General features: G+C 55.6%; 22 protein-coding genes and 2 pseudogenes. 5 read left to right on the forward strand and 19 right to left on the reverse strand.

Going from position 1 to position 26,300, the window contains the following annotated elements; genetic code table 11:
- Nucleotides 1-65: 65 nt before the first annotated feature.
- The 10 genes from leuD to PEP31012_RS09065 form a co-directional block, all read right to left on the reverse strand.
- Nucleotides 66-707 carry a 3-isopropylmalate dehydratase small subunit gene (gene leuD / locus PEP31012_RS09020; protein WP_150589019.1) on the reverse strand — a complete coding sequence of 214 codons (642 nt, stop codon included), beginning with the start codon at nucleotides 705-707 and terminating at the stop codon, nucleotides 66-68.
- Complete coding sequence (gene leuC, locus PEP31012_RS09025; protein WP_150589020.1) at nucleotides 704-2,140, reverse strand: 3-isopropylmalate dehydratase large subunit; 1,437 nt, start codon at nucleotides 2,138-2,140, stop codon at nucleotides 704-706. The genes leuD and leuC overlap by 4 nt, the downstream gene beginning before the upstream one ends.
- 81 nt (nucleotides 2,141-2,221) lie before the next feature.
- Nucleotides 2,222-3,562, reverse strand: a complete 1,341-nt coding sequence (locus PEP31012_RS09030; protein WP_150589021.1) for an NAD(P)H-dependent oxidoreductase — start codon at nucleotides 3,560-3,562, stop codon at nucleotides 2,222-2,224.
- 23 nt (nucleotides 3,563-3,585) lie between these two features.
- On the reverse strand, nucleotides 3,586-5,295 hold the full coding sequence (locus PEP31012_RS09035; protein ID WP_150589022.1) for an IlvD/Edd family dehydratase: 1,710 nt from the start codon (nucleotides 5,293-5,295) through the stop codon (nucleotides 3,586-3,588).
- A gap of 14 nt (nucleotides 5,296-5,309) precedes the next feature.
- Nucleotides 5,310-6,203 carry an NAD(P)-dependent oxidoreductase gene (locus PEP31012_RS09040; RefSeq protein WP_150589023.1) on the reverse strand — a complete coding sequence of 298 codons (894 nt, stop codon included), beginning with the start codon at nucleotides 6,201-6,203 and terminating at the stop codon, nucleotides 5,310-5,312.
- 153 nt (nucleotides 6,204-6,356) lie between these two features.
- On the reverse strand, nucleotides 6,357-7,034 hold the full coding sequence (locus PEP31012_RS09045) for an ABC transporter ATP-binding protein (protein WP_150589024.1): 678 nt from the start codon (nucleotides 7,032-7,034) through the stop codon (nucleotides 6,357-6,359).
- Nucleotide 7,035: 1 nt separating this feature from the next.
- Nucleotides 7,036-7,779, reverse strand: coding sequence for an ABC transporter ATP-binding protein (locus PEP31012_RS09050; RefSeq protein WP_150589025.1), 744 nt, complete (start codon nucleotides 7,777-7,779; stop codon nucleotides 7,036-7,038).
- Nucleotides 7,776-8,798 carry a branched-chain amino acid ABC transporter permease gene (locus tag PEP31012_RS09055; RefSeq protein ID WP_246171212.1) on the reverse strand — a complete coding sequence of 341 codons (1,023 nt, stop codon included), beginning with the start codon at nucleotides 8,796-8,798 and terminating at the stop codon, nucleotides 7,776-7,778. The genes PEP31012_RS09050 and PEP31012_RS09055 overlap by 4 nt, the downstream gene beginning before the upstream one ends.
- Nucleotides 8,798-9,703, reverse strand: a complete 906-nt coding sequence (locus tag PEP31012_RS09060) for a branched-chain amino acid ABC transporter permease (RefSeq protein ID WP_150589026.1) — start codon at nucleotides 9,701-9,703, stop codon at nucleotides 8,798-8,800. The genes PEP31012_RS09055 and PEP31012_RS09060 overlap by 1 nt, the downstream gene beginning before the upstream one ends.
- Before the next feature lie 5 nt (nucleotides 9,704-9,708).
- Entirely contained in the window at nucleotides 9,709-11,019 is a 1,311-nt protein-coding gene (locus PEP31012_RS09065; RefSeq protein WP_174978175.1) for an ABC transporter substrate-binding protein, read from the reverse strand.
- A 455-nt stretch (nucleotides 11,020-11,474) separates the two neighbouring features.
- On the opposite strand from PEP31012_RS09065, the gene PEP31012_RS09070 reads away from it, so the two are divergent.
- The 3 genes and pseudogenes from PEP31012_RS09070 to PEP31012_RS09080 all read left to right on the forward strand — a co-directional run.
- Nucleotides 11,475-12,344 (forward strand): IclR family transcriptional regulator, encoded by an 870-nt coding sequence (locus tag PEP31012_RS09070; RefSeq protein ID WP_150589027.1) that lies wholly within the window; start codon nucleotides 11,475-11,477, stop codon nucleotides 12,342-12,344.
- Nucleotides 12,345-12,382: 38 nt separating this feature from the next.
- Complete coding sequence (locus PEP31012_RS09075; protein ID WP_150589028.1) at nucleotides 12,383-12,688, forward strand: hypothetical protein; 306 nt, start codon at nucleotides 12,383-12,385, stop codon at nucleotides 12,686-12,688.
- A 172-nt stretch (nucleotides 12,689-12,860) separates the two neighbouring features.
- Nucleotides 12,861-13,297 (forward strand): annotated as a pseudogene (locus tag PEP31012_RS09080) (DDE-type integrase/transposase/recombinase); the annotation flags it as partial.
- Nucleotides 13,298-13,496: 199 nt separating this feature from the next.
- Here PEP31012_RS09080 and scpB read toward each other — a convergent pair.
- The 6 genes from scpB to PEP31012_RS09110 all read right to left on the reverse strand — a co-directional run bounded on the left by scpB (nucleotide 13,497) and on the right by PEP31012_RS09110 (nucleotide 20,283).
- On the reverse strand, nucleotides 13,497-14,306 hold the full coding sequence (gene scpB / locus PEP31012_RS09085; RefSeq protein ID WP_150589029.1) for a methylmalonyl-CoA decarboxylase: 810 nt from the start codon (nucleotides 14,304-14,306) through the stop codon (nucleotides 13,497-13,499).
- Between the two features lie 21 nt (nucleotides 14,307-14,327).
- Nucleotides 14,328-15,548 (reverse strand): CaiB/BaiF CoA transferase family protein, encoded by a 1,221-nt coding sequence (locus PEP31012_RS09090; protein ID WP_150589030.1) that lies wholly within the window; start codon nucleotides 15,546-15,548, stop codon nucleotides 14,328-14,330.
- A 320-nt stretch (nucleotides 15,549-15,868) separates the two neighbouring features.
- Nucleotides 15,869-16,639, reverse strand: coding sequence for a short-chain dehydrogenase/reductase (locus tag PEP31012_RS09095; RefSeq protein WP_150589031.1), 771 nt, complete (start codon nucleotides 16,637-16,639; stop codon nucleotides 15,869-15,871).
- Between the two features lie 75 nt (nucleotides 16,640-16,714).
- Complete coding sequence (locus tag PEP31012_RS09100; RefSeq protein ID WP_150589032.1) at nucleotides 16,715-18,115, reverse strand: amidase; 1,401 nt, start codon at nucleotides 18,113-18,115, stop codon at nucleotides 16,715-16,717.
- Nucleotides 18,116-18,387: 272 nt separating this feature from the next.
- Nucleotides 18,388-19,959: a solute symporter family protein gene (locus tag PEP31012_RS09105; RefSeq protein WP_150589033.1), complete on the reverse strand. Its 1,572-nt coding sequence runs from the start codon at nucleotides 19,957-19,959 to the stop codon at nucleotides 18,388-18,390.
- A 9-nt stretch (nucleotides 19,960-19,968) separates the two neighbouring features.
- Nucleotides 19,969-20,283 carry a DUF485 domain-containing protein gene (locus tag PEP31012_RS09110; protein WP_150589034.1) on the reverse strand — a complete coding sequence of 105 codons (315 nt, stop codon included), beginning with the start codon at nucleotides 20,281-20,283 and terminating at the stop codon, nucleotides 19,969-19,971.
- A gap of 92 nt (nucleotides 20,284-20,375) precedes the next feature.
- On the opposite strand from PEP31012_RS09110, the gene PEP31012_RS09115 reads away from it, so the two are divergent.
- Nucleotides 20,376-21,230, forward strand: a complete 855-nt coding sequence (locus PEP31012_RS09115; protein ID WP_150589035.1) for a LysR substrate-binding domain-containing protein — start codon at nucleotides 20,376-20,378, stop codon at nucleotides 21,228-21,230.
- 62 nt (nucleotides 21,231-21,292) lie between these two features.
- On the opposite strand, the gene PEP31012_RS09120 is transcribed toward PEP31012_RS09115, so the two are convergent.
- The 3 genes from PEP31012_RS09120 to PEP31012_RS09130 form a co-directional block, all read right to left on the reverse strand.
- Nucleotides 21,293-23,083 carry an acyl-CoA dehydrogenase gene (locus tag PEP31012_RS09120; protein ID WP_150589036.1) on the reverse strand — a complete coding sequence of 597 codons (1,791 nt, stop codon included), beginning with the start codon at nucleotides 23,081-23,083 and terminating at the stop codon, nucleotides 21,293-21,295.
- A 394-nt stretch (nucleotides 23,084-23,477) separates the two neighbouring features.
- On the reverse strand, nucleotides 23,478-24,095 hold the full coding sequence (locus PEP31012_RS09125) for an SH3-like domain-containing protein (protein ID WP_150589037.1): 618 nt from the start codon (nucleotides 24,093-24,095) through the stop codon (nucleotides 23,478-23,480).
- Nucleotides 24,096-24,141: 46 nt separating this feature from the next.
- Nucleotides 24,142-24,777: a nitrile hydratase subunit alpha gene (locus PEP31012_RS09130; protein ID WP_343039896.1), complete on the reverse strand. Its 636-nt coding sequence runs from the start codon at nucleotides 24,775-24,777 to the stop codon at nucleotides 24,142-24,144.
- 423 nt (nucleotides 24,778-25,200) lie between these two features.
- Here PEP31012_RS09130 and PEP31012_RS09135 point away from each other — a divergent pair.
- Nucleotides 25,201-25,731, forward strand: a pseudogene (locus PEP31012_RS09135) (IS110 family transposase); the annotation flags it as partial.
- Nucleotides 25,732-26,300 lie beyond the last annotated feature (569 nt).

Below are 26,300 nucleotides of genomic sequence, written 5' to 3' on the forward strand. Positions count from 1 at the left end.
TGTATGCCTGGTCCGGCGGCTCCTGATGCGAACCGAAGCCGCGTCATCGCTACACGCCTGCTGACCTACTTGCGGAACAACCAAGGTTCGAGCAGACGACGCTTCGCCTCGTATGAGGCAATGGCGTCCGACTTGGCAAGCGTCAGCCCAATATCATCCAAGCCCAACAGGAGTCTGCGCTTTCGTTCGGCGTCAATCTCAAACTTGATGGGGCCCCCATCGGCACCGTCAATGACCTGTGTTGCAAGATCGACCTTGAGCCATAGGCCCGCCTCACGCTTTGCTTGCGCAAAAAGGCTGTCGATAACAATGGACTCCAGTTGGATAGGCAGGAGACCGTTCTTGAAGCAATTTCCGTAAAAAATATCGGCGAAGCTGGGGGCAAGAATGACTCGCATTCCGTAATCGCTGAGCGCCCAAACCGCATGCTCTCGGCTTGAGCCACAACCGAAATTGTCTCGAACAAGCAGAATTTGTGCCGATGCATAGGCGGCTTGATTGAGCGGGAAGTCTGGGTTCTTTGGACGTTGCGAATGATCCATGCCAGGCTCACCCTTGTCCAAATATCGCCACTGGTCAAACAAGTTATCGCCGAACCCGGTGCGGGAAATCGACTTCATAAATTGCTTTGCCAAGAGCGCATCAGTATCGATATTGGCTCGGTCTATCGGTGCCACGACGGACTCGATTGCGTGAAAGGCGTTCATAGCCAACCCTCCTTCGTGATATCGACAAAGTGCCCAGCGATGGCTGCCGCTGCGGCCATCGCTGGACTCATCAAATGACTGCGCCCACCGGCCCCTTGGCGCCCCTCAAAGTTCCGATTGGAAGTCGATGCACAACGCTCTTTCGGCTGGAGCCGATCGTCGTTCATGCCAAGGCACATAGAGCAACCAGGATCACGCCACTCAAATCCCGCTTGCGTGAAGATCGCGTCCAACCCTTCTGCCTCAGCTTGGGCCTTAACCAATCCCGAGCCAGGCACGACGAGCGCTTGGCGAATGCTGGCAGCAATGTGATGCCCCTTCACAACTTCGGCAGCAGCCCGCAGATCCTCAATACGGGCGTTCGTGCACGAGCCGATAAAAACTTTGTCGGGGCGAATGTCCTGAAGTGCCGTGCCTGGCGCAAGACCGATATACCTGAGCGCGCTTTCCATATCAGCTCGCTTGACCGGGTTCGGCTCGTCTGCCGGATCCGGAACGACACCACCAATAGATGTCACCATTTCCGGTGACGTACCCCACGTGACCATGGGACTCAGTCGCGATGCTTCTACTGTGATGACCTTGTCGAACTCCGCCCCATCGTCACTCGTGAGCGTCGCCCAATATTTGACGGCTTGCACCCAATCGTCGCCTCGTGGAGCAAAGGGTCGGCCCTCGAGGTAGTCAATCGTCTTCGCATCGACAGCCACCAGCCCGACGCGCGCACCCGCCTCGATTGCCATATTGCAAAGTGTCATTCGGCCCTCGATGGACAGGTCACGTATGGCACTCCCGTCAAATTCGATCGCATAACCCGTCGCCCCCGCAGTGCCTAATTGGCCGATGATTGCCAGAATCAGGTCTTTCGCTGTGACACCGTTGGGGAGTCGTCCGTCTACCCTCACCAGCATTGAGCGCATCGGAGCAATTGATAAGCATTGGGTGGCGAGCACATGTTCGACTTCCGAGGTCCCCACACCAAACGCAAGTGCCGCAAAGGCCCCATGTGTGCTTGTATGCGAGTCCCCAGCAACGACGGTCATCCCTGGCAGGGTCATTCCTTGCTCGGGTCCGATCACATGAATAATGCCTTGCCGCTTGTCCGCCAAACCGAATTCGAGAATATCAAACTCGCGGCAATTGGTAGCCAACTGCTCGACTTGCAAGCGAGCCAGAGGATCGATAATGCCCGCCTCGCGGTTCGTTGTCGGAATGTTGTGATCAGGCGTAGCCAAAACGGTTTCACTGCGCCAGGGACGTCGGCCTGCGGCCCGAAGTCCCTCAAACGCCTGAGGGCTGGTTACCTCGTAGACAAGATGTCGATCAACATAAAGCAACGTAGAGCCATTGTCGGCCTGCTCGACAACGTGCCGGTCCCATAGTTTTTGCAGCAACGTGCGAGGCTGCTGCGATTTTGATACGTCGGAACTCATATTCAATCTCGCCAAACGAGCAAGTATTCAACCGCAGCCAGCCCCACCAACACTGATGAGTCTGGCTGCGAAACCGAACCCTTAAAGGGCAAACATTGACTCCATCTCGCGGCGCACACGATATGCGGGCAACGTCTCATCGATCTGAACGTCATCCCAGGTAAGAGACTGATCTTTTGCGACTGGCCTGACGACTCGTAAGTTGTGCGCCAACCCCAGAGGAAGGCTACCGAGCATCATCGATTTTTTGGCTGGGAACAGCTTGCCAAAGACGGTGTAGCCACCCTCTCCGTCGAGCATTTCACCGGGGCGTAGATCGCGCTTTGCTGTTGCGATGACATCTGCGTTGAAGTAACGCGGCACACCGGTCGCTTCGCCACGCAACCCAATCGACGCGACTGAGATACCAAGCTCCAATCCAATCAGATGCCATTTCCGGTACAACACCATGTTGGTCCCGGACGGGTCAGTCACGACTTGATACTCCTTGAAGCATCGCTGGATGTAGTCGTTTGGCGCCTCAACGCAAACCCACACCCCTTTGCGAATGTCGTAGCCCACCGGGCTCCCGTCAGGCTTCAACGAAGAAATAACCTCCACCACGCCTTTCCTCGAGAGATGCCCGCCATCGCTCTTAAGACGCATCAAGCTTGCGATGTCGTCGACCGTTCCCGGCGGGAAGGTCAATCCGTCGTCCGGTGCCTCCAGACCGGTGGAATTTGCAATTGCAGTGCTCTCGATTGCCGGCTTCGAGCCGTCGAGAAACGCGTTGAACATCTTCGGATTCATACCTCCCAAGCGCGCCTGCTCTGCGCTGACACCCCAGTGATCCCAAACTGTGTCAGGTGTCGATTCTCGGAATTTCGGCAACCATTTGTGCCCTCGCCCGGCGGCGACCACCGGGAAGCCACTTGCTCGCGCCCAATCGACCAACTCACATGCAAGCGCAGGTTGGTCTCCGTAAGCAAGCGAGTAAATCACACCGGCTTGGGCCGCCTTGCGGGCAAGCAAAGGACCGCAGAATGCGTCTGCCTCCACTGTCACGTTGACAATGTGCTTACCATTCTCAAACGCCGCCAGACAATGCTCCACCGCCGCAATTGGGTTGCCAGTACATTCGACAACGATCTCGATCTCAGGATGTTCCACGAGAGCGCGCCAATCATCACTAACATAAGTCGTCATATGTTGAACGGCGTCATCAAGCGAGCTCGCGCCAAATCGCTCATTCGGCCAGCCCACCCGCTCCAAGTTGGCACGCGCGTTGTTCGGGGACAAATCCGCGATACCGACGAGGTGCACGCCTGGCGTGCGAGGGATTTGTGCTAGGTACATCGAACCGAACTTTCCTGCGCCAATCAAGCCTATACGTAACGGACGACCTTCTTCGGCAAGTTCAGACAGCTTTGAAAACAAATTCATTTTTGACTCCGGTAGTCTGTCGATCAGACATTTGAGTTATTCGGCGCGCTGACGAGAAAATCGAGATCACAACCATCCGGCGCCTGCAAAACCGAGCGGTGATACAAGCGTGCATAGCCGCGCTCCGGGCTAGGGCGAGGTACCCAATTCGACAGGCGACGCGCAATTTCAGCCTCGTCCACAAGCAGTTCGATTCGCTTTTCCGATACAGAAAGCCGAATGCGGTCGCCGTTTCTCACGATTGCCAACGGCCCACCGGCTGCAGCTTCAGGGGCGATGTGCAACACAATCGTTCCGTATGCGGTACCGCTCATCCGAGCATCGGAGATACGCACCATGTCTTTGACCCCTGCGCGAGCAAGCTTGCTTGGAATTGGCAGGTACCCTGCCTCGGGCATGCCGGCACCCAACGGACCAGCATTCTTCAGCACCAGTATGTCGTCAGCGTTGACATCGAGTGTTGGATCGTCGATTCGAGCGGCGAGGTCCTCCAACCCCTCGAACACAACCGCGCGCCCCTCGACTTCAAACAAGGAGGGCGTCGCAGCAGCTCGTTTAAAGATGGCACCGCCAGGCGCGAGATTTCCGCTCAACGATATCAGTCCACCGATTTTGCTCACCGGTGTATCGAAGGCGCGGATAACTTTTCGGTCGACCCACCCTGCAGGGCAATCGAGTCGCTCGCGAAGCGTCGTTCCCTCAACCGTTAGACAATCAAGATGCAGCAGGTGGCGCAGCTCACGCAACACGGCACCTACACCACCTGCGGCATGGAAGTCCTCCATGTAACCCTCTCCCACAGGTTTCAGGTCGACTAGCACCGGGGTTTCATCGGAAATCTCATTGAGCCGCTCCGGCGAGATCCGAATACCCAACCGGCCTGCAATTGCAGTCAGGTGAACAATCGCGTTCGTGGAGCCACCTAGCGACATCAATAGTCGAAACGCATTCTCCACGGACTCTTGGGTAATGATCTGGTTTGGAGTGATGGGACTTCGTGCCAATCGAACCGCCGCCTTACCAGTCTCCTCGGCCGCGACAAGACGTTGAGAGTCTACGGCGGGAATAGCTGCGGTACCTGGCAAAGCAATCCCAAGCGCCTCGGTGATACAGGCCATCGTGCTCGCCGTCCCCATCACCGCACACGTGCCCGCCGTCGTCGCCAAGCGGCCTTCGACCTGTTGAATCTCCTCATCATCGATTTCGCCCGCGCGGAACTTGCCCCAAAACCGCCGACAATCGGTACATGCGCCTAGACGCTCGCCCTTGTGACGTCCGGTCATCATTGGACCGGTCACCAACTGAATAACCGGGCGCCCTGCGGATGCCGCGCCCATGAGTTGGGCGGGAACTGTCTTATCGCATCCACCGATGACCACCACCGCATCCATGGGTTGAGCACGAATCATCTCCTCGACGTCCATGGACATCAGGTTCCGAAATACCATGCTTGTTGGGTTCAGAAAGACCTCGCCCAATGAAATCGTCGGAAACTCTCGCGGCAGGCCGCCAGCGGCAAGAACGCCACGTGCTACGGCCTCCGCCAATTGCGGCATATAACGATGGCAATTGTTGAATTGGCTGGGCGAAGTGGCGATGCCGATGATCGGGCGTTCAAGCAACTCAGTAGAAACGCCCATGGATCGAGCCATCGAACGCCGCAGATATCGCGCAAAATCTCGGTCACCGTAATTTGTCAGGCCACGGTCAAGCCCTTGTCCTTCATTCGTCATTTTCTCTCCCCAACTTACTTCGCTTCTGACCTGAATTCCACGCCCAAGGCGCGCTCAAATGGCAAAATCATTGCCCCCTTATCCAGGGCTCCATGTCCCGCAAGGAGTGCTTGTTGGTAGGTCGCCGTTGAGGCCGCCAGTACCGGCATCGGAATACATTGGCGAGCACCCAATTCAGCAGCGCTGACGAGGTCCTTATATGCGTGCGTGAGCGGATAACCGGCCGAAAACTGCCTCTGCAGAACTCGCGGCACAAAGAATTCCGAGGCGTAACTGCGACCAGTGCCACTGTTCACGACGGAAGCGATCTTGTCAGCGTCGAGCCCCATCTTGATCGCCATGGGCAGCACCTCTGCCAAAGCTGCGCAATTGATGTCGAAAAGAAGCTGATTTACGAGCTTGGTTAGCTGCCCGCTGCCACGGGGCCCCATGAAGAGAATATTGTTCCCGACACAGCGCAGGAATGGCTCAGCCCATTCAAAGGTGGAGGATTCCCCCCCACACATGACGGTCAACGTGCCATCGACTGCGCGTGACTCCATGCCGGATACCGGAGCATCGAGAAATCTAATGCCGCGAGCCTCGAGTGCCGCGCCGATCTCCATCGTTGATCCGTGTTCGATGGTGCTATGGTCGACAACGACAGTTCCCTTAGCTAATTTGTCTGCAAGCCCATTGGCGCCGAACAAGACGTTCTTCACCACGTCTCCGTTTGGCAGACAAAGAAATATCGCTTGTGAATCGCAGAGGTCCGACAGACTTTCTGCAGTGCGAACACCGGCTCGGATGAACTCGCCATAGCACGACTGATCTGCCGAGTACACAACGAGATCAATGCCGTCGCTCCTCAGCATATTCATCGCCATGGGCTTGCCCATCTGTCCCAGCCCGATAAATCCAATTTTCATGACCGTGATATTCCCGATTTCTGGTGTGAATTAAGGTTACGACCATCACCTCACAACCGGAATTGCCGTGTAGGCATGCGGCCTTCGCAAGTCGCGTAGTGGAAGGAACCAAGGTGCGAGCGCATCGGATCCGCCTTGGTCTAGTCGGCCCGGTTAAGCAATCGCGTGCTCTACCTCAGAGCTCTGTATTTCGCCCCGTTCAAGGATGACCGTCTCGTCCGGAAGATCTTTCAATAGAGACCGATTTGACTCCGTTACCACAACGCATGAATTGGGAGCAAAGTCTCGAACGCGGCGGAGTGACTCCGCATATTGGTTGGCAAGGACTGGCGCGAGACCTTGAAACGGCTCATCCAGAAGGACCATCTTTGTGCCGACCATCAATGCCCGTCCTAGGGCCGCCATCTTTCCCTGCCCTCCGGATAGCGCAGAACCTGAGCGGCAAAGCAGTTCAGCGAGCTGTGGCACAACGACAAGCGTCTGCTCAAGTCGAGCATCAACATCGCTGCGACTCATGCCGAGGATTTGGCACGGCAAGCGCAAGTTCTCCTCGACACTGAGCGTAGGAAACATCACGCGATCCTCCGGCGCGTATCCAATGCCTTCCCGGGCTCGGCGATAGCCGGGCTGAGAGACCAGATTAACGTCGTTGAGCCGAATGGCGCCCTCTGTCAGTGGCAGAAGTCCCATGATGGCTCTAAGCAACGTGGTCTTCCCTGCGCCGTTTCGTCCCACGACGGCGACAAGGCTGCCGGCCTTGAATTCGGTCCTGATGCCGCGAAGCACAGCGATTCCTGCAATCTTGACCGTCACACTATCGATTTTGAGCATCTCACTCTCCCAACACAGCGGTACGAATGACGGGATCATTCAGAACCTCGACTGGCGTTCCGTCTGCCGCAATTCTTCCTGAGATCCAAGCGGCAACTCGAGTCGCGTATTGCTCGACAATGTCGACGTCGTGTTCAACAAAAATTGCCGTTATGTCCGCGGCGTCAAGTGCCGTCATGATGGTCTTCATCAGACCATGTTTCTCATCTGTAGACACACCGCTTGTTGGTTCATCGAGAATCAGCAAACGTGGACGCAAAATCAGCGCCATCGCGATGTCCAGTAGTTTGCGATGTCCTTCCGGTAGCGACTCACAAGGCTCCCCCCCCCGCTCCCGCATCCCAACGAGCTCGAGAACGTGCTCGACATCCCCGTCTGGCACGGCGTTCGCCAACGAACGCCAAACCCCTATCGCTCCTTGCTTGCCAGCGGCTGCGATTCGTACGCAGTCACGCACAGAGTGCTCAAGAAACAACTGAGGCAGTTGAAACGAGCGAGCCATGCCGAGTCGCGCAATCTTGCGCGGCGCCATGCCAGTAATGTCCTGCCCACAAAAGCGAACGGTCCCGCCCTGCGGCTGTAATAACCCTGTGCAGATATTGATGAACGTCGTCTTCCCTGCGCCGTTTTGACCAATCACGGCTAAACGCTCTCTTGCGCTCAATTCGAAATTGATATTGTCGGCAACCACCACAGCGCCGAAGGCAAGTTTCAGGTCAGAGGTTTGCAGCAGAGTCTCGTTCATTGCCGGGCTCCGTTCCCGCGCGAAGCGTCAAAGCGCACCAGTAGTCCCGAAATCCCCATTGGGGCAAAGAACACCATGAAAATCAGTACGCCTCCGAGCACCATTTGCCAAGTATCAGTCAGATAAGCCGCAGCGAACAATTTGACAAATTCGAAGATCGTCGCGCCAAGGAATGCGCCAACCGGATGAACAACTCCCCCGAGAATCGCCACGAATACAAGCTCTCCTGAACGTACCCAATAGCCCATCTCCGGCGTCACAAGCCCTTGAGTCACCGCGAAGATTGCGCCCGACAAACTGCACAAGGCCGCGGACAAAACGTAGCCAGTGAGGAACGTGCGATATGTGGAGATGCCCACGTACTCAAGGCGAGTCTCGTTTGTTTTGATAGCAGACAATGACTTTCCTGCAGCAGATTCAACATAACGGGACACGAAATAGCTCGCGGCTAACGCGCAGATCATGGTGAAGATCAGCAAAGCCGTCTCCAGACCATCCCGTTCAAGCGCCATCCCAAGGAACGTCGCTTTGGGCAACTGAAGCCCATCCGTCCCCCCCGTGAAGTCGAACAACTTGCCCAAAACAGCGAACAAGACCATGGAAAGAGCGAGATTCAACATCCCGAAAAAGATTTCCCTATATCGAGCAACGAATAGCCCGATGACTAAGCCGCAGAACGTGCCAAATACGGTTCCGCAGACAATCAGCACGGCGCTATCAAGCCCGGCCCACCACCGCGAAATGAAGGCGACCGCGTACCCCGCCAAGCATGAGAACATCGCGTGACCGAACGACACTTGTCCAGCACGAATCAAAATCGATACGCCCAGCGCGGCTATGCCCAAACTCGCAGCGAAAATCACAGGGGTCTTCAACCAAGTCATCGACATCGGCACGATGAGCGCGGCCGCAAACAGCACAAAGGCAACGATGGTCATCGTCGGTGCACATCGACGTCGCGATGGTGGACGCGAAATGTCGACCGTTGCAAGCACCGTCGAATTCTTCGATTTCGACATCAAACTCTCCTCGCTTTTGCGACTGAAAATAGTCCTTGCGGGCGAAGCATGAGGACCAACGCCATGATTAGATAAGGAACCAAGACCTCAAGCTCCGGGGCGAGATAGACAGAAAACGACCTAGCAAGTCCGATAAGAATCGCTGCGACAAAAGCGCCCTCGATCTGCCCCAAACCAGCAGTCGCAACGACGGCAAACGACAGGACAATCATTTCCGAGCCGATGCCAGAAACCCAAGAAGTTGTCTGAACCGACATTGCGCCGCCGAGAGCGCCAAGCGCTGCCCCCGCCACAAATGCAAGCAGGCAAATGCGCTTGACGTTGATACCAATCGCAGTAGCTGTTTCGCGGTGGTGCGCAACGGCTACTACCTGCTTGCCCAGTAGGCTGTGCCGCAAAAAATATCGGACAAGCAGGAACACACCGACTGCAACCAAGGGCAAAACGAATAGTTGGTATCGGGTGTATGTAATACCAAAGACATCGATAGACCCAAGTGCATCCACGATCGCCGACACCGCGTACGGCTGGGTTCCCCAGATCATCTTCTGAAGGTCTTCCAGCACCATGAACGCAGCAAACGTCACCAACAATTGGAGTACGGGCTCCTTTCTATAGATCGGACGCATCAAAAACGTCTCCATCACTCCGCCGAAAACTGCTCCAACAGCGAGCGCCACTAATGGCAGAAGAAGCAATGATGCATATGCCGAGATTCCGATCGATGCGGCCCATATGCCAACCGTCGCCGCTGCGTATCCTCCGATGGCGAACATGCTGCCGTGTGCCACGTTGATGACATTCATGACGCCAAAAACCAACGTAAGCCCCAGCGCCACCAAGAACAGCAGCGCTGCAAATGACAATCCGTCAAGAATTGCCAAGACGATCATGGATTCATTCATGGTGATTACTGCTCGAAGGACGGGAAGGTCTTGATACGGGAATCGTGCAGCATTTCAGGCTTCACCGTCTTCAACCACTCCATCGCAGGCTTACCGACCGGATTGTTGATCATGGCGCCGGGGTAAATTTCGATCTTGTCAATAATTGGGAACGGGTAGCCTTTGACCTTGCGGGTAACGCCGTACAGCTCATCCTCGAGACCCTGACCGTCTTCTCGAATCGTCACCGTGCTGGCCATGCTTTGGAAGGTGAACTTGTGCAACGCATCAGCCACCTGGTCCGAGGTCGGCCATTTTCCGCCGTTGGCTTTCATGGCCTTTTCGTAAGCTGCCTTGGTGGCGTCGAGCGCCTGAATCATGTGAAAGACGGGATAGATCGGATACGCCCCCATCTTTTGACGATATTTCAAGATGAACGCCTTAAGCTTTGGATCGTTCTGGAACTCGGGATTGAGGAAATAGTGATCGCCGCGGGCGCCGACAATGACGCCGTCCGGCAACAAGGCGCCGACACGCTCAAGAGAGCTTTCCGCGAGCGGGAGTACAAACTGCGAGTTCTTCATCAAGCCGCGCTGTGATGCCTGGCGGACGAAGGTGTCAAGGTCACCACCCCACGCCGCAGAGAATACGACGTCGGGGCGCAGTGCTTGGAGCCGACTGATCTCAGTCGAATAATCCGTCGCACCAAACCTAGGGAAGAGTTCTGCTACTACTTTCACATCAGGCTTGAGTGTCTTAAGCACCGTCAGGAAGACGTCCCACGCCTCGCGTCCTTGCGCATAGTCCTGATTGACAACAGCAACAGTTTTGAAATTCGGGTGGTGTCGCAGCAGGTACACGACGGCGCCCGTGAAGTCTTGAATCGTGTTCGATTGAGGCCGGACCGTGTAACGGTAGCGCCGTTCCTCGAGGATCTTTTGAGCGCCGCAATCCCACATCAAGTCGACAACCTTCAGATCTTCGGCAACTGGGGCCAACGCGTTGCAATTCCCGCTGGAATTTGCTGCGATCATGACCTTTGCATTTTCCTCCTGCACCACTCGGCGATACTCGGTGAGGAACTTATCGGTGCCAACGCCTTCGTCAATGTAGGTGGGAACAATCTTGGCACCGCCAATACCTCCCGCCGCGTTCAGCTCCTCGATGTACATGTCGGCGGCGATCTTTGAAGGCACGCCAAACACCGAAGGCGGACCTGAGAGGAACGTGGAAATGCCGATCTTTATTTCAGTCGGCTTGCTTGACTGTGCATGTGCGGTACACATGATGGTCGACAATGCGATAGCGGCTAGGCAGGCAACACGGGAGCGTGGCATCTTTCTCTTCCTTGGTGGCGCGCGTGCGGAATGCGCATAAGATCGGGCTGTATGGCGTGCCGTACGTAGAGTCAAGCTCTACGGCGTAATGCACACCTTCGTGTGCCAATTGCTTTGGATATTTCTTCCTGGCACTGCAATAACTATTGCAATATTCAGCTTATGTGTCGCCCCTGCCCTTGCACAATTGCTATGTCGGCACAACCCTTTCGCAGAATGCGCATCCTAGGGAATACTATTATTCCCCCGCCGCGGTTGCCCCTCCCCAGAAAGCGCGCGTAGATCCCCCCCGTTGGGTGACTGCAGCACCATTTCTGGCTTGCGCGGGTAGTCAACAGGCTGATCGACTTGGCCTTCCGGGTGGTCAGAGAATGGGGTCGGGCTTGTTTGGCGATAGAATGGTAGCGTCAGAACGTGGCTCATCCACGTCGCATTGCCCCAATTACATCGAGATCATGGACGCAAAAATCAGGAAGGCTGCGCGCAAACATGTTACGGAAGACGGCGTGGTCGATGCAGGGAAGAGCCCCCGGCGAGGTATTCAGTCAATCGAAATTGGCTTCGCTATTCTTGAGGTGCTTCGAATGGCAGCGGGGCCGATCCCGTTGCGCACTATCGCAGCCCGTTGCGAAATGCCCGTCGCAAACGTGCACAACTATCTCGTAAGCTTTCAAAATGTTGGCGTGGTAGTGCAGGAGCCTGACACTGGCTTCTACGGACTCGGCCAATACGCGATCAAGCTGGGGACCGCTGCACTGCAGCAGTTTGACGTCCACAAAGTCGCGCGACCGGCAATGGCTGAGCTGGGGGCGCTAACCGGCTTATCCGTATTTCTAGGCGTATGGGGTAACAAAGGGCCTACCATCGTCTACCGTGTCGAATGTGCTCAACGCCCATCGCTCTGGGAACTCCGCGTAGGCAGTGTATTGCCCCTACTCACGTCAGCATTGGGACGCAATTTCCTTGCCCACCTTCCGCAGCATGTCACTGCAGCTATGGTGAAAGAAGAGCTTGCTCAGCAAAAACGAAGCACTGATTTCCACGGCACCAACGTGCCCAAGACCTTGACCCAAGTCTATGCATTGGCTGCCCACACCCGTGAAAACGGCTTCAGCTTTTGCCATGGATTCCTTCCGGGCGTCACGACGATGTCGGCTCCGGTCTTCGATCAATTCGGCAACATCATCGCCGCAGTGACCATCATGGGCCCGATGACCGAACTCGTTGACGATCCTAATTCGGAAGCAGCACGACTTCTTAAGAAGTGCAGTATCTCCGTTTCAAATGCCGCTGGATGGGCCGAGTCCTCCCGCACAGACGCCTGATAGAAAATTTCCTATCTAGTTGCGGACGGGCTTTGCAGATGAGCTATGCTAGAACGAACGTGTCGCCTTGGCGCGACGTGATGGCGCCGCAGTTCGATCTGCTGGCCGAAGTGCTACGCTTCTTCGACGAGCACCTGCTTGGCAAGACGACCGGCCTGACAAACGAATCGCCCATTCACTACTTCAACATGCACGCCGAACAATGGGCGGCGAGCATCGTGGATTACTACCCCGACTGGGCCGAGCGCTGTGCATCGATGTTTGGCTTCGATACGACCCCGTATGCGGACGCCACAGCGGTGGTCGGGCATCCCGTCGCCGGACTGCGCATCTCCATCGATTAGGGGGACGCGTTGATCTTAGTGTATCTGTCGGAAGTCGATCGGGATGGCAGCGTTTTCTACATCACGGAAGGCATGCTGCACGCCATTCATAAAAAGACGGCCGCAGCACCGCCGAACTGAGTCACCGAGTGGATCTTCAGAAACTACACGCGCGCTGATGCCGAAACGGTGGAGAAAGGTGCAGTGGCGGGTGAGCCGCACCATGCGTACCGACTTCGTGCTGGATGCGCAGGAGCAAGCCCTGTTTGAACGCCAACCAGCTTCGTCCGATACCTTGGTCCATCATTCGGACAGGGGGCACAATACATTTCCATTCGGTACACCGAGCGACTTGCCGAAGCAGGCGTTGAACCGGCGGTCGGTAGCCGAAGCGTCAGTTACGACAATGCCCTGACGGAAACCATCGGACGGCTGTATAAAACCGAACTAATTTACCGCCGGGCACGCTGCAAATCCAGGGAGTCGGTGGAGCTTGCGACCCTGCAATGGGTACACTGTATTAACCATATCCGATTGCTTGAGGCCATCGTGTGCATCCCACCGGCAGATGCGGGGGCAAACCGCTGGCGGGAACTCGCCAGTGAGACCGCCGAAATGGTTTCAACTTAAACCAATTAGCCTCCTCGAAAACTAGGGCGATTCAGCGCGCCTGGAAAGCCAAGCGGCGTCATAGACATTGGTTCAACGTTAGATGAATCTCGACATCAGCCTAAGTAGTCAGAAGCGGCGAGAGAGTCCAACTCGGACATTTCGCCGCCCATCCGCTACAGCATCCAGCGGCGCAACCGGGGGTCAACAACCAAACAGCCTAGCGGCCGTAAAATTGGCTCGGCCTGCGCTCTGAGAACGCCAGCAGCCCTTCTTCAAAATCTGCGCTCTCGCACGCCTGCTTTCGCATCTCAGCGATTCTCTCCATTGCACTGACAGAAATCGGTGTTGCATCCTCCAATACCTGTAGTTGCTCCTTCACTGCACGAATAGCAAGAGGTGCCTTGGTCGCGAGATGGCGGGCTTGCCCAAGCGTGGCATCATCTAACTGCCCAATCTCAACAACTTGATTGACGACCCCGTACTGCGCAGCTCGCTCTACTTCGAGCGGCTTGGCACAGAAGAACATCTCCTTAAGCACGTGGATCGGAAGATTATTGAAAAATCGCAGTAATCCGCTCGTTGAGTAAGGAAGACCTATGTTCGATGGCGTTATCGCGAATTGGGCATTGCGATCAGCAAACACGAGGTCGCAGCTCATCACTAGGTCCACGGCGCCCCCCCAAACCGAGCCAGACACCGCTGCGATCACAACGTTCGGATACCCTCGGATAGTGCGCAATGCCTTCTCGATTGGCTTTCCATAAGCCAACGGGTCGCGATCCTCGCTAAGCTCTTTCAAATCATGCCCCGAACTCCAGACACGATCTCCCGATGAATTTCCAATAATGACGACCGGAGCCACTTGGCGCTTACTGAGAAGCGTCATGTGCTGAGTCAACTGTCCAAGAAGTTCCGCGTCGAAGGCATGCCGAGATGATGCATTGGAGAAATCTAGCCGGACGACTCTTTCTTCAATCTCGCTCAAGACGACCTTCTCATTCGTGTGGTGTTTAACTTCGATACTCATTTCGCATCCTCAGATGTCGCCTTAGGCTTTGGGCTCAAACTGAAAAATTGCCTTTGTGCTCAGCAAATGCTCGATCCGTGAGCTATCGAACCCCGCCTCGCGCAAAACCTCAAACGTATGCTCGCCCAACAGTGGCGGATGACGGCTGGCCGTAATGGCGGCGTTACTTGGTGCGGCCACGTCGGCATGCGCCAACGGCGTCGGGATCTGCCGCACGGCGCCCAGAATTGGGTGTTCAACAGACTCCACCAGATCGCACTCAATCACCTGTGGGTCAGCAAATACCTCAGGCAATGAGTTAATCGGACCTGCGGGCAATCCCGCTGCAACGCACTGGGCCGTCCACTCTTGCTTTCCTTTTGTTCTAAGCACACTTTCAAGCTCGGCCTTCAAGGCATCGCGATTGGAAACGCGCGCGTCGTTGGTCGTGAACCTTGCATCGGCCAGCAAGTCCTCTCGGCCCAGAAGATTGCACAACCGTATCCACATCTCGCTCGTGATCGGCGCCAAGTTAAGCGGACCGTCTGCCGTCTGGAATACACCGTAAGGCGCAATCACTGCATGGGCATTTCCGGTACGCTTCGGTACATCGCCCAAACTCAAATATCGCTGGCCATGCACACTCAGCATGGCGACGAGACTATCAAGTAGCGACGTCGTGACGTGCTTGCCTTTCCCGGTATTAGCACGCTCAAAGAGCGCTCCAGTAATAGCCGTGGACAACCACATGCCGGAGCTCAAGTCTCCAATTGCGGTTCCAGTGCGGGTTGGCTCCCCCTCGGGAAAGCCGGTGAGGCTCATCAGTCCAGAATAGCCTTGGGCGATCTGATCAAACCCTGGCCACGAACTCAACGGTCCACGGGGGCCATAAGCAGTGATGCTTCCCATGATGATTGACGGCTTCTGCGACATTAGCTCGGTGAACCCAAGCCCCATTTGCTCCATCGTTCCGGGCCTGAAGTTCTCTAGCACAACGTCGGCCTGAAGGATCAGAGATCTAAGAACGTCCAGCCCCTCCAGCTTGCGGAAGTCAACGCAAATGCCTCTTTTGTTACGGTTACACGAAAGGTAGTAGGTACTTATCTCCCCGTCGAAAGGTCCCCACCCACGACTCATGTCTCCTCCGGGCCCAGCTTCAACCTTCACTACATCCGCCCCCATGTCGGCGAGGATCATCGAGCAGAATGGCCCTGACAATGCTCGAGTCAAATCGATAACTTTGACACCTTTCAACGAATTCATTACGACTCCAGTATCCGAATGACGCTCACCCCGTTCGCTGCGTCATTCCCCAAAAACGGCTCGGAAGATTGCGAGGTGCGACCTCGCATTAAAAATTTTTATTAGTATTACTAAATTAATTAATTTCAGAAAAAACGTCGACGTTTGATCAAATTTTTCCGCCGCTAATACCAAGCGCACTCGCCAATTCTTTTCGTAACGCTCCGAAACCTAGTCGACGGAGCAGGCACTGGTCGATCGCGACTTCTGGAGCTGACGGCCCAAATCAGCCCCAGACTTCAACAAGCGCCAACAAACTATGTCCTCATGACGTTGTTGCGCTATCCCATGTAAGAGGCGCCTCCGTCCACATCGATGACGGTGCCGCTAACATATGCAGAACGCGAGGACGACAGAAACACCACGAGGGAAGCTATTTCTTCCGCTTTGGCGGCGCGGCCGAACGGCATGTCCGACAACATCTCCTTCCAACGCTCTGGGTCCCCAAAGCGCTCGGCGGCTCGGGATCGATACAGGTTGACTAACCTATCCGTTTCAGTCGGACCGGGATTGACGCCGACGACTCGAACCCCCTTTCGCGATGCGTGCGCACCTGTCGCTTTCGTAAATGCGATTAGGGCGGCGTTCGCGGTGGAGCCCGAGATATAGTCGTAGCGGGGAGCGGCTCCAGCAATCCCAATCACGTTAATGATTACCCCCGATCCGCGTGCCAGCATCGAGGGCAAGGCCGCTCGAGTCACGTTGAGGTAGCCGAAAAGTTTGAGCTCCCATGCGGAACGCCAGACTTCATCCGACACTTTGTCAAGACCACCACCAGGGATGGCTCCGGCATTGTTGACGACCACATCGACTTCGCCGAGCTTCTCCAGTAATTTTTGCGGAAGCGTTCGCAATGAGAGATCGACGCTCAATCCGTTGATCATGGCACCGGGCTGCCGCAACCTGCTGACAGCCGATTCCACCCTGACCTCGTCTGACGCGACTAGCGTGACGTCGCACCCCTCTTCGAGAAACAGTCGACAGCAGTCGAAACCAATCCCCCGTGATCCGCCAGTGACGAGGACTTTCTTGCCCTGTAGATTCAAATTCATTTGATGTCTCCTTATTCCGCGGACTGTCGGTTCAATCAGTCCCGAATGCGCTGCATTTCGACGAGCTGTGGCAGCTTAGTCTGGGAGAAAACCTGGTCGGTACAATCGCCAGTCGGTTTGCATTTCGTACCGATGTGCGAAGTTCAAGACCGTTGCCTCATCGAAGTAGCGCCCCGCAATCTGGATAGAAAGGGGGAGCCCCGAAGATGTGAAGCCCATACGGGCTGCCAGTGCCGGATGTCCTGTTGAGCAGAATGCCGTGAGGTAACCAACACCAGAGAGCAGGTCTTCAGCAATTGGCGGCTGGAGTCGGCCGGCAGGTTCACAGGTCGGCAACATAACCACGTCGACACGCTCCAAAACGGAGGTCACAGCCTTGTTCAACTCTCTGCGTAGGCGGTGTGCGCGAACATATGCCTCGCTGGAAGCAAGCGCTCCACCCATGACTCGAACGCGGAAGACTTCGCCCAATTTCTCGGGCATTTGGCGAATAAGATCAGAATGCGCTGCGAACAATTCCACAGCAGCAATCAGCTTCTTCGAGTCCTCGAACAGACGAAGTCGCGGGAGCTCGATTGGTACGACCTTCGCGCCAAGCGCCTGGAAGACCTTCATGGCGTCGTCGAACGCCGCGCGTAACTCCATAGACGCCGGAACCTCGTCGTCGAACCAGTGATATGGGACCCCAATCATTGCACCTGAAATATCCCGATTCAATCCGGATATGTAATCACCGACAGGCGCGATTGAAGAATGCGGATCAGCCGGGTCGTGCCCAGCTATCGATTGCAGGACTTCTGCTACGTCTGCCGCACTCCACGCGATTGGACCGATATGGTCATGGGAGAAGGAGTTGCTCATAACCCCTCGGCGGCTGACTCGGCCAAAGGTTGGCTTTAACCCGGTCACCCCACAGTGGGCGGAAGGGCCACGAATAGACCCTCCAGTATCTGATCCAATACTTGCGAGACAGAAGCCTGCAGCGACTCCGGCGGCCGAGCCAGACGAGGAACCTGACGGGTCATGCGATAGCCGCCAGGGGTTCCTACACGGAGCGCCGAGAATGTCCCAGGACGGGCCGCCATGCGCGAATTCCCATGTCACGGCCTTACCTAACATTACCGCGTCCGAATTTTTGAGACGCGTCGTCACGGCCGCATCCACCTCGGGAACCCGCGACTCTAAAGATCGCGATTGTCCCGTGGTCCGAACACCCGCTGTATCGATAATGTCCTTAAGCGTGTAGGGGATACCCGCCAGTGCGCCGCACGGCTCGCCCGCTGCGATCGCCTGGTCGATGCGCTCTGCCGAAGCCATTGCTGCATCCGGCGTTTGCGTCGTGAATGAGTTGACGCCCTCTTCATGCTCGTCAATTCGAGACTGACATTTTTGCAGCAGTCCCACCGCTGACAGCGAGCCATCACGGATGCTCTGCTTTGCTTCAACGAGTGTCGGAATATCTGAACGTTTCAACATTGCTACCACCAAGCTCAACGGGTCGAATCAAAAGTGAATGCGGGTGTTTCTGATATCTCAAGATTGACTAATCGATGAGAGATATCCTGCATCCGTCGATAACCCCGAAGGATTTCAGTGTCGTACGGTTGTTGCGTCGGTAAACCGAGGTTCACTGCGCGAGCAATGACTGACTCGTCTGACTCATCAGGAAACACATATTTTTTTTCCACGATTTCTCTTCCATCTACTTAGGTAAGTATTGCTATCGGAGCAGCGTTGCCTCTCGAATTTCAGTGATTGGTTATCGCTAGCTGCGAAAGCTGATCTCCGCTGGCTTCCTCGTAGCGTCGAAGGACATCGAATTTCGCTTCCGATGATGGCTCTCGGGAAAAGACCGACACCAAAACACTGCAAAGAAATGCAAGCGGCACAGAGACAAGTGCGGGAGTACTTAACGGGAAGAACCACCATTGCTCACGCAATATCGCAAGTTCATTATGAAGCAACGAGATTTGAACGGTCGGCGACACAATAATCAACAAAACTGACGAGATCGCTCCCACCGCCATTCCCCAAACTGCGCCACGAGTCGTCAGCTTGCGCCAGAGGAGACTAAGCACAAGAATTGGGAAATTGGTCGCACCCGCGATCGCTTGGGATAAGCCGATAAGAAAGGCCACGTTTGTGTTTTCGAACGCCATAGCCAACATCGCAGCGATTCCGGTGACTACGACGGAACTCACACGGGCAACCCGAATCGATGGCTCGGCACCTTCTTCCTTGGAGAAGAGATTCCCCCAAACATCGTGGGCCAGCGTGGTAGCCGAGGTCAGCGTAATCCCGGAAACGACAGCAAGGATCGTCGCGAAAGAAATGCCGCAAATAAAGCCGAACAGTGTTCCGCCGCCAAGCTTCTCGGCAAGCAGCGGAATCGCCATATTGCCTCCACCGCCGGCATGAAGAATGGTGTCTCGTCCGAGCAAAGCCAGTGCGCCGAATCCCAACACCAAAACCATCAGGTGGAAGCCGCCGACAATCGCCGTCGCGTACATGGCAGATTTCCGTGCCGATCCAACGTCAGGCACTGTAAGAAAACGTGTGAGGATCTGCGGAAGTCCCATGGCGCCGCAAACCAAGCCAATCGACAGTGATATCGAATCCCAGCGTGAAATGCCCGAGAGCGACGGCGGTCCGAGGTAGCTAGCACCACGCGTGTCCGCGACCAGTCGAAATACGTTCGCAGGATTGAAGCTGAAATGACGAAGCAGCAGGAGCGTCAGCATCGCGACCCCGAAGCATTGAAGGGCTGCTTTGATGATCTGCACCCAAGTCGTCGCGAGCATGCCACCAAACAGCACGTATGCGAGCGTAATGACAGCAACTGCCATAACCGCCAACCAGTACGGAATTCCGAACAACAATTTGATCAAAACCCCGCCTGCAACCAATTGCCCAATCAGGTAGAACAACGTGATGGGAATGTTTGAGGTCGCCGTCGCGATTCTCATCGGACGTTGTCGCAAGCGATATGAGAGCACATCCGCAAGCGTAAAACTACCGAGTCGACGAATCGGTCCCGCGAACAAAAATAGGATGATTGGCCAGCTAATGGCTGCGGAGATCGAATAGATGTATCCACCAAATCCACCGATGGCCAACAGTCCAGTCATGCCAAGAAGTGCGCTGGCACTAAGGTACTCACCGGACATGGCGAATCCATTTTGCCAAGCAGAGATTCCTCCCGATGCGAGCAAGAAGGCCTTTGAAGAGCGGCTTCGCTTAGTGGCCCAAACTGTAATCAGCACAGTTGCAACCAAAAATAGGACAAAGAAAATGGCGGAGACGACCCGATTACTATTCATCACATGCTCCTACGCATAGCCACGATTGGCCTGAAAGCTCACGACAGCGGCGAGCACAATGCCCAAAACGATAATGGCAGGCCCAACGATGAGAGACGCGGGCAAACCGTTCAGCACCTGTTGCGCGAGGACGTCCGGGAAGAACGCCAAAAGCAGTGCAAACACTCCATAAACGCAAAGCATGATTACTGCGAATTTTCGATCCCGCCTGATAGCGGTCTGAGAGGGGCTTTTCACAATAAAAACTCCGCTTGTCAAGACATGGTCTGTCGATACCTTGGATAGATACAGAGCAGTCATCCTGCCCGCATCGATCTCAATCAACGATCAGCGGTCATGGTGAAAGGCCAAAATAACGCCGTCAATGCGTGCGATAATGAAGAAATTCCGTCACACTGATCGCATTTTCAAATCACATGCAGCCACTTGACCTACAACTGCTTCGCACGTTCATCACAATCGTTGACTGTCACGGGTTTCGGCGTGCGGCGGATCAATTGCATGTGACGCAGTCCACCATCAGTCAGCAGCTCAAGCGACTGGAAGAGATCACGGGAACCCCCCTTCTGCTGCGCGACCGGAAGACCGTCAGCTTGACACCTGAAGGCGAGGCGCTCATGTACGACGCCCGACGGCTTCTCGATTTCGAGCGCATTGTCAGGCAACGGCTTAGCGGACAGAGCCGGACGGGGGTATTTCGAATCGGTGTGTTAACAGAACTCACGACAACCCGCCTCCCGCCAATCATCAAGCGGTTTTCAGCCCAGTATCCCCGCGTGCAATTGTCGATTTCGGTTGGTATTTCCGCTCAGTTGTCCGCGATGCTTGCAGACGGACAACTCGATGCGGCCATCATCAAACGAATCGCGACGAAAGGCGACGGCCAACGCGCGTTGTGGAGTGAGCCAACGGTTTGGGTCGCATCTAGCGATTTCCAGAATCCCGAGACAGAGCCACTGCCGCTAGTTCTGCTGGGCGAAGGCTCGAATACCCGCCGCATCGCGCTCGCCGCTCTGGACGAAGCCAAAATTCCATGGCGTGTTGTCGCAACAAGCGAGCATCTTGAAGGAGCTCTGACTGCAGTACGGGCAGGAATCGCCATTACTGCGGCCTCCTTCAACGCTGTACAAGGAGACGTGCGCGTCGTCGGCGCGCGAGAGGGGTATCCCGAGCTTCCTCGCTGTGAGTTTCATTTCATCAAGCAAAGAGATTCGGAGCTCGTAGGTGCTTTCGAAAGCCTTTTGAACACGATGTTCGGCGCAGACGCCTGAATTGGCGAGAAAGGCGCGCCCAAGGGCTGGGACGCGCCTTCATGGTTACGGAGAACGTCGCGTTAGAACTGGTCCTCGCTCAGCGCGAGTACACCTTCGGCACCATTCGCGCTCACGATAGCAATTTCAAGCGCTGGCGCCTGTGAAAGCAGATGCTCGGCAAAGAACTGTCCCGTAGCAATCTTTGCACCGTAGAACGACGGGTCTTCTTTCTGCCGCTGATCCGCGACAATCATCGCTCGCGCCATTTGCCAGCCACCCAAAACGTAGCCCGCAAGCTTCAGGTAAAGCACAGTGCCAGCGAAAACCGCATTCGGATCGGTTTGCGATTTATCCAAGACATACTCGATGATCGCAGCCAACGATTTACGCCCTTGTGCGAGATGCCTCCGCATTGATGAGAAGGCACCGCCTTCCCCAGAGCGCAGCGCGTCTATGGTTGCATCAATCCCGACGAGCAATTGCCTTGCAACCGCACCTTGATCGCGCACGGTCTTTCGCCCCACCAGATCGTTCGCCTGTATAGCCGTAGTGCCCTCGTATATCGTCAGGATGCGGGCGTCTCGAAAGAACTGCGCGGCCCCTGTCTCCTCAATGTACCCCATGCCGCCGTGTACCTGAATGCCCAGATTGGTCACCTCGATCGCAAGTTCGGTGCTCCATCCCTTCACAATCGGAACTAGGTATTCGTAGACTGCCTGATGTCCGATGCGTACGTTGCCGTCAGGATGGCGATGCGCGAGATCGCAATGTGCCGCAGCGACATAAGCAAGAGCTCGCGAGGCCTCCGTCATTGCCCGCATCGTTGCAAGCATACGGCGCACATCAGGATGATGAATAATGCTGACCGGGTGTTTAGATGAGCTATCCACAGGACGGCTTTGCACACGATCTTTCGCGTACTCGACTGCCTTCTGATAAGCCCTATCCGATATGCCGACACCCTGCATGCCCACGGCAAATCTGGCCGCGTTCATCATAATGAACATATATTCGAGGCCGTGGTTTTCCTTTCCTACTAGGTGCCCAATTGCGCCGCCATGATCTCCGAACTGCAGCACTGCGGTCGGGCTCGCCTTAATACCGAGCTTATGTTCGATGGATATGCAGTGCACGTCGTTGCGCTCGCCAGTTGCACCGTCGTTGTCCACAAGAAACTTGGGAACCAAGAAAAGCGAAATGCCTTTGACCCCGTCCGGCGAACCTGGTGTGCGCGCCAAGACAAGATGGACGATATTCTCGGCCATGTCGTGCTCGCCCCAGGTGATGTAGATCTTTGTGCCGAAAAGCTTGTATGTGCCGTCTTGTTGTGGTTCGGCGCGCGTGCGAATCTGTGAGAGATCCGAACCTGCTTGGGGTTCCGTGAGATTCATCGTGCCGGTCCACACACCGGAAATTAACTTCGGCACGTACACCTGCTTTTGAGCTTCAGTTCCCGCCGTGAGGAGCGCCTCGATCGCTCCGTCGGTAAGCAAAGGACAGAGGGCGAACGACAGGTTAGCTGCATTCAGCATCTCGACACACGGCGTCGCGATAAGCTTCGGCAATCCCTGCCCGCTATACTCAGGCAGGTGCTGAACACCCTGCCAGCCACCTTGCCCGAATAGCCGGAATGCGTCGCCGAAACCCGGCGTAGCACTCACGACACCATCCTTCCAGACACTGGGATTTTGATCCCCCAAAAAGTTAAGCGGCGCAAGAACTTCGCCGCAAAATTTGGCGGACTCCTCCAATACAGCCTGTGCCGTTTCTGCGCTCGCGTCTTCGAAGCCCGGTAGTGCCGAAATATCTTCGAGACCGGCCAATTCGTTCATCACGAACAGCATGTCGTTGATAGGCGCAGCATATTTCATCTTCTTTACGTCTCCATCCCGAAGATTTGGTGAATCAGGCGTTTTCACCCGACTAGTGTCACTAGCCGACGATCCATCGTTTTCATACATACGGCTCAGACGTCATCTCTATGAGTAAGGTCGAGGCCGCGTCCGACGTCCGCAGACAAGTCGCCCGTGCGCCCGGGCGACTCCCGTCTAGACAGTCGACACTTGATCTACCGGCGCCGCCCGTGGTTAGAGGCGTTTCATGATTAGGTGACGGACGGGCGCACGAAGCCGGTCTATGGGACATCCTGCCATCGCGAAGACTGCCTGTGCTGATCCTTACTTCGATGTCCTTATACTCTGGAAAGCGGCGGGAGGGTTATGGTGTGTCGAGGAAAGATTAAACACATCGGCCCCTCGCACCATTTCAGGACTCGACTTGCTCGAGATAATCTTGGCAGAGGCTCATCACCAGAGTCGCGCCAGGTTCAGCATCGGCCCAGAGTTCAGTTGCCAAGAACTCGACGTGAAAGGTCGGAACATAGCCTGATGGAATGCCATTACCCACGGCATCTGGATAGTGAATATCGATGTCTCGCTCAATCACGACACCGCGCTTTCCGCGTGCGTAAGCAGGCATACGAACGTGGCCTGAAACGAAGATATTCCGCGTCTTTACCCTGTCTCCAACCTTCAAGAGAAACTTTGGCGGCGGAGGAGGCTCTCGCCCCGGTCCAACTGGCAGACTAAGAGGCCAGCGGCCACCCGCGCGCTCTTCGAGCTCTCGATGATCAATGACGCCTGTCTCTACGTAGAGCGAAGCAAGCCCTGTCAGTGAGCGCTCAAAATAGCCCTCCGCCAAGTACTGAAGTGGCACGATGCGCTCAATTGCATGCCGGTATTGATCGACGTTGAACTTCTTCAGCTTTGAAGCGCCGACATACAGAAGAACCTTGGGAATAATCTCCCAGGGCGCATGTTCGTGGGGATCTTTGGATACGGGACCAAAACCCTGCATTCCGCCGAGATCATGAATGCCGTCCATTACGTACTCCTGACTGCGCGTTGAATTGTATGACCGTTCATCGTTATTAGAGCGGGGGAACAATGGGGTTCGCGACCCCAATCATGCAGTCCTGCGTCACGATTTCTGATAATTGCTTTTCGCCCCAACCATCCGTTCCCTCCGGTCGAACCGGTATCACGAAATAGCGAGAGTCTGCCGTGGTATCCCACATCCGAATCTGCACAGACGCTGGGAGTTCCAGTCCTAGCTCTCGAAGAACCTGCCTCGACTCTCGCACTGCTCGCGCACGATATTCCGGGACCTTGTACCAATCAGGTGGAAAACCGAGTACCGCCCAAGCCGTACAGGAACACTGTGTGCACACGACAACATTTTGCAGCGTTGGAGTATTGAAGAGCGCTTTAATCCGCGTCTGCTGTGGTGGACCACTGTAGCCTAGCGCTGCCAGCGTTGCCGTTGCATCACCATCCAGGCGTGCGCGAAAGTCGTCATCCAGCCAAGCCCTCGCGACAACTTTTGCTCCGTTGTCGGCAGACCACCTCTGCGCTGCGTGGGCCGCGTATTCTGCTATGTCCTGGTCCGAAATCAGCCCCTTGTCTTTCAGCGCGCCCACAATTGCCTCTGCCCGCTTCTCCGGCGCTGCTAGTGGACGAGAGTACGACGTCTCTGTGCTCATATCTATCCTCGGTACCGTTTGCATTTGAGGCAACCTATAGAGCGTGTTTGCCTCACTAACAATTGATTGACTTCACCCACCCCACATCCATCAAAGTTTGGGATGTGATAATAAATTTTGATCAGACTCGATCATGAAAAGAAAAAAATGGCGGGTCAATCCTCGAATATTGAATTTTTCCCATCACAATGATTAATTTATCGAATCACCCCCCCCCCCCGTCACTATCTTTCCGCCTCAATAATCGAGGTTTTAGCCAGCCAGGTCCGGCATGATTCTCGCCCCCAGTCGCACTCATGATCCAGGAGGTGTTGTCACCGGGGTTGGTGGGTGGCTAGTGATCGCTGATAGGGGTTTGGCCGGGATATCCCTGCGCCGTCCGTAACGTGGATGTCGAGACTTGCCACCGTTGTTGCAGGCCAATCCGTACACTCTGCATAAACTGCGATGCAAGAAATTCAACAATATGACGCCGCCGATGTCTTCGTTGGTGTAGACGTCGGCAAAGGCCAGCATCACGCCGTTGCACTTGATCGTAGCGGCAAGCGCCTGCGCAACAAGGCGCTTCCCAACGACGAGGCTAAGCTGCGCCCTCATCGCCGAACTCAAGGCGCAAGGCTGAGTCCTGTTCGTCGTTGACCAGCCCGCCACCATCGGCGCACTGCCGGTGGCTGTTGCACGCGACGAAGGCGTGATGGTCGCGGCCGAAATCGTTCAGGCCCAGAGCGGACAAGCCGTGACCGTCCCCGGCACCCAGGCCGCCACCATCGTCATGCCTCGTTTGACCCAGCAACTCGCCGCCTTACGCAAACAGCGCGACGAAGTTGAGCGACGGGTGCTTGCGCCCCCTCTTTTCCGCCCCTGACAAGCATGCTGGGAGTCAGCATCAGGACTGCTGTCGGACTCCTCACCAAAGTCTCGCACAAAGCCTTTGCCTCGGCCGCGCGCCTCGCCGCCAACACCGGGCTGGCATCCGTGTGATTCTCAACCCGCCTTGAACACGGAAACGCTGCCTCGCCCTGATTTTCAAAACAACAGGGAGCCGGAGCAACAACCGCATGTTTTTACCGCACTTTTCAATTCGGATCGGGAAAAAACCGTGCATCCATGGAATTCATGTGAATGAGATCTTTCTCCGATGGCCCCCACAGCACCATTGCCTTGCATGCATAAAGCCATGTGAGAACCTACTTCTGTCTTCCGCAGCGAACTGCGGGAGAAGAACGGATCGGCGCCAGCCAGCCCACACACTCACGAGGTCAACGTGCAACCCTCCGCCCAAAAAAAACCATTTTCCGGCCGCAAGTCCAAGCTCTTCGTCGAAGGCTCCCACGCATGGATTCCCCTAAACGAAAAGATCATCCAATCCCATAGTGCAACAGGGGCAACGGTTCACACCGCCTCTGGCGCAGCACAAGATTCTTTAATCACAATGACTGCGCCGACTAATAATTCCGTTGAGTCGGAAAAACGTGCACCGGCGACATGCGCCGCCACAGCGGCCGGCCCTTCACCTGCGCCCCGCCCCTCAAACGTTAGGAAACTCC

The sequence above is a fragment of the Pandoraea eparura genome (assembly GCF_902459725.1).
In the GTDB taxonomy this organism is placed as follows: Bacteria; Pseudomonadota; Gammaproteobacteria; order Burkholderiales; family Burkholderiaceae; genus Pandoraea; species Pandoraea eparura.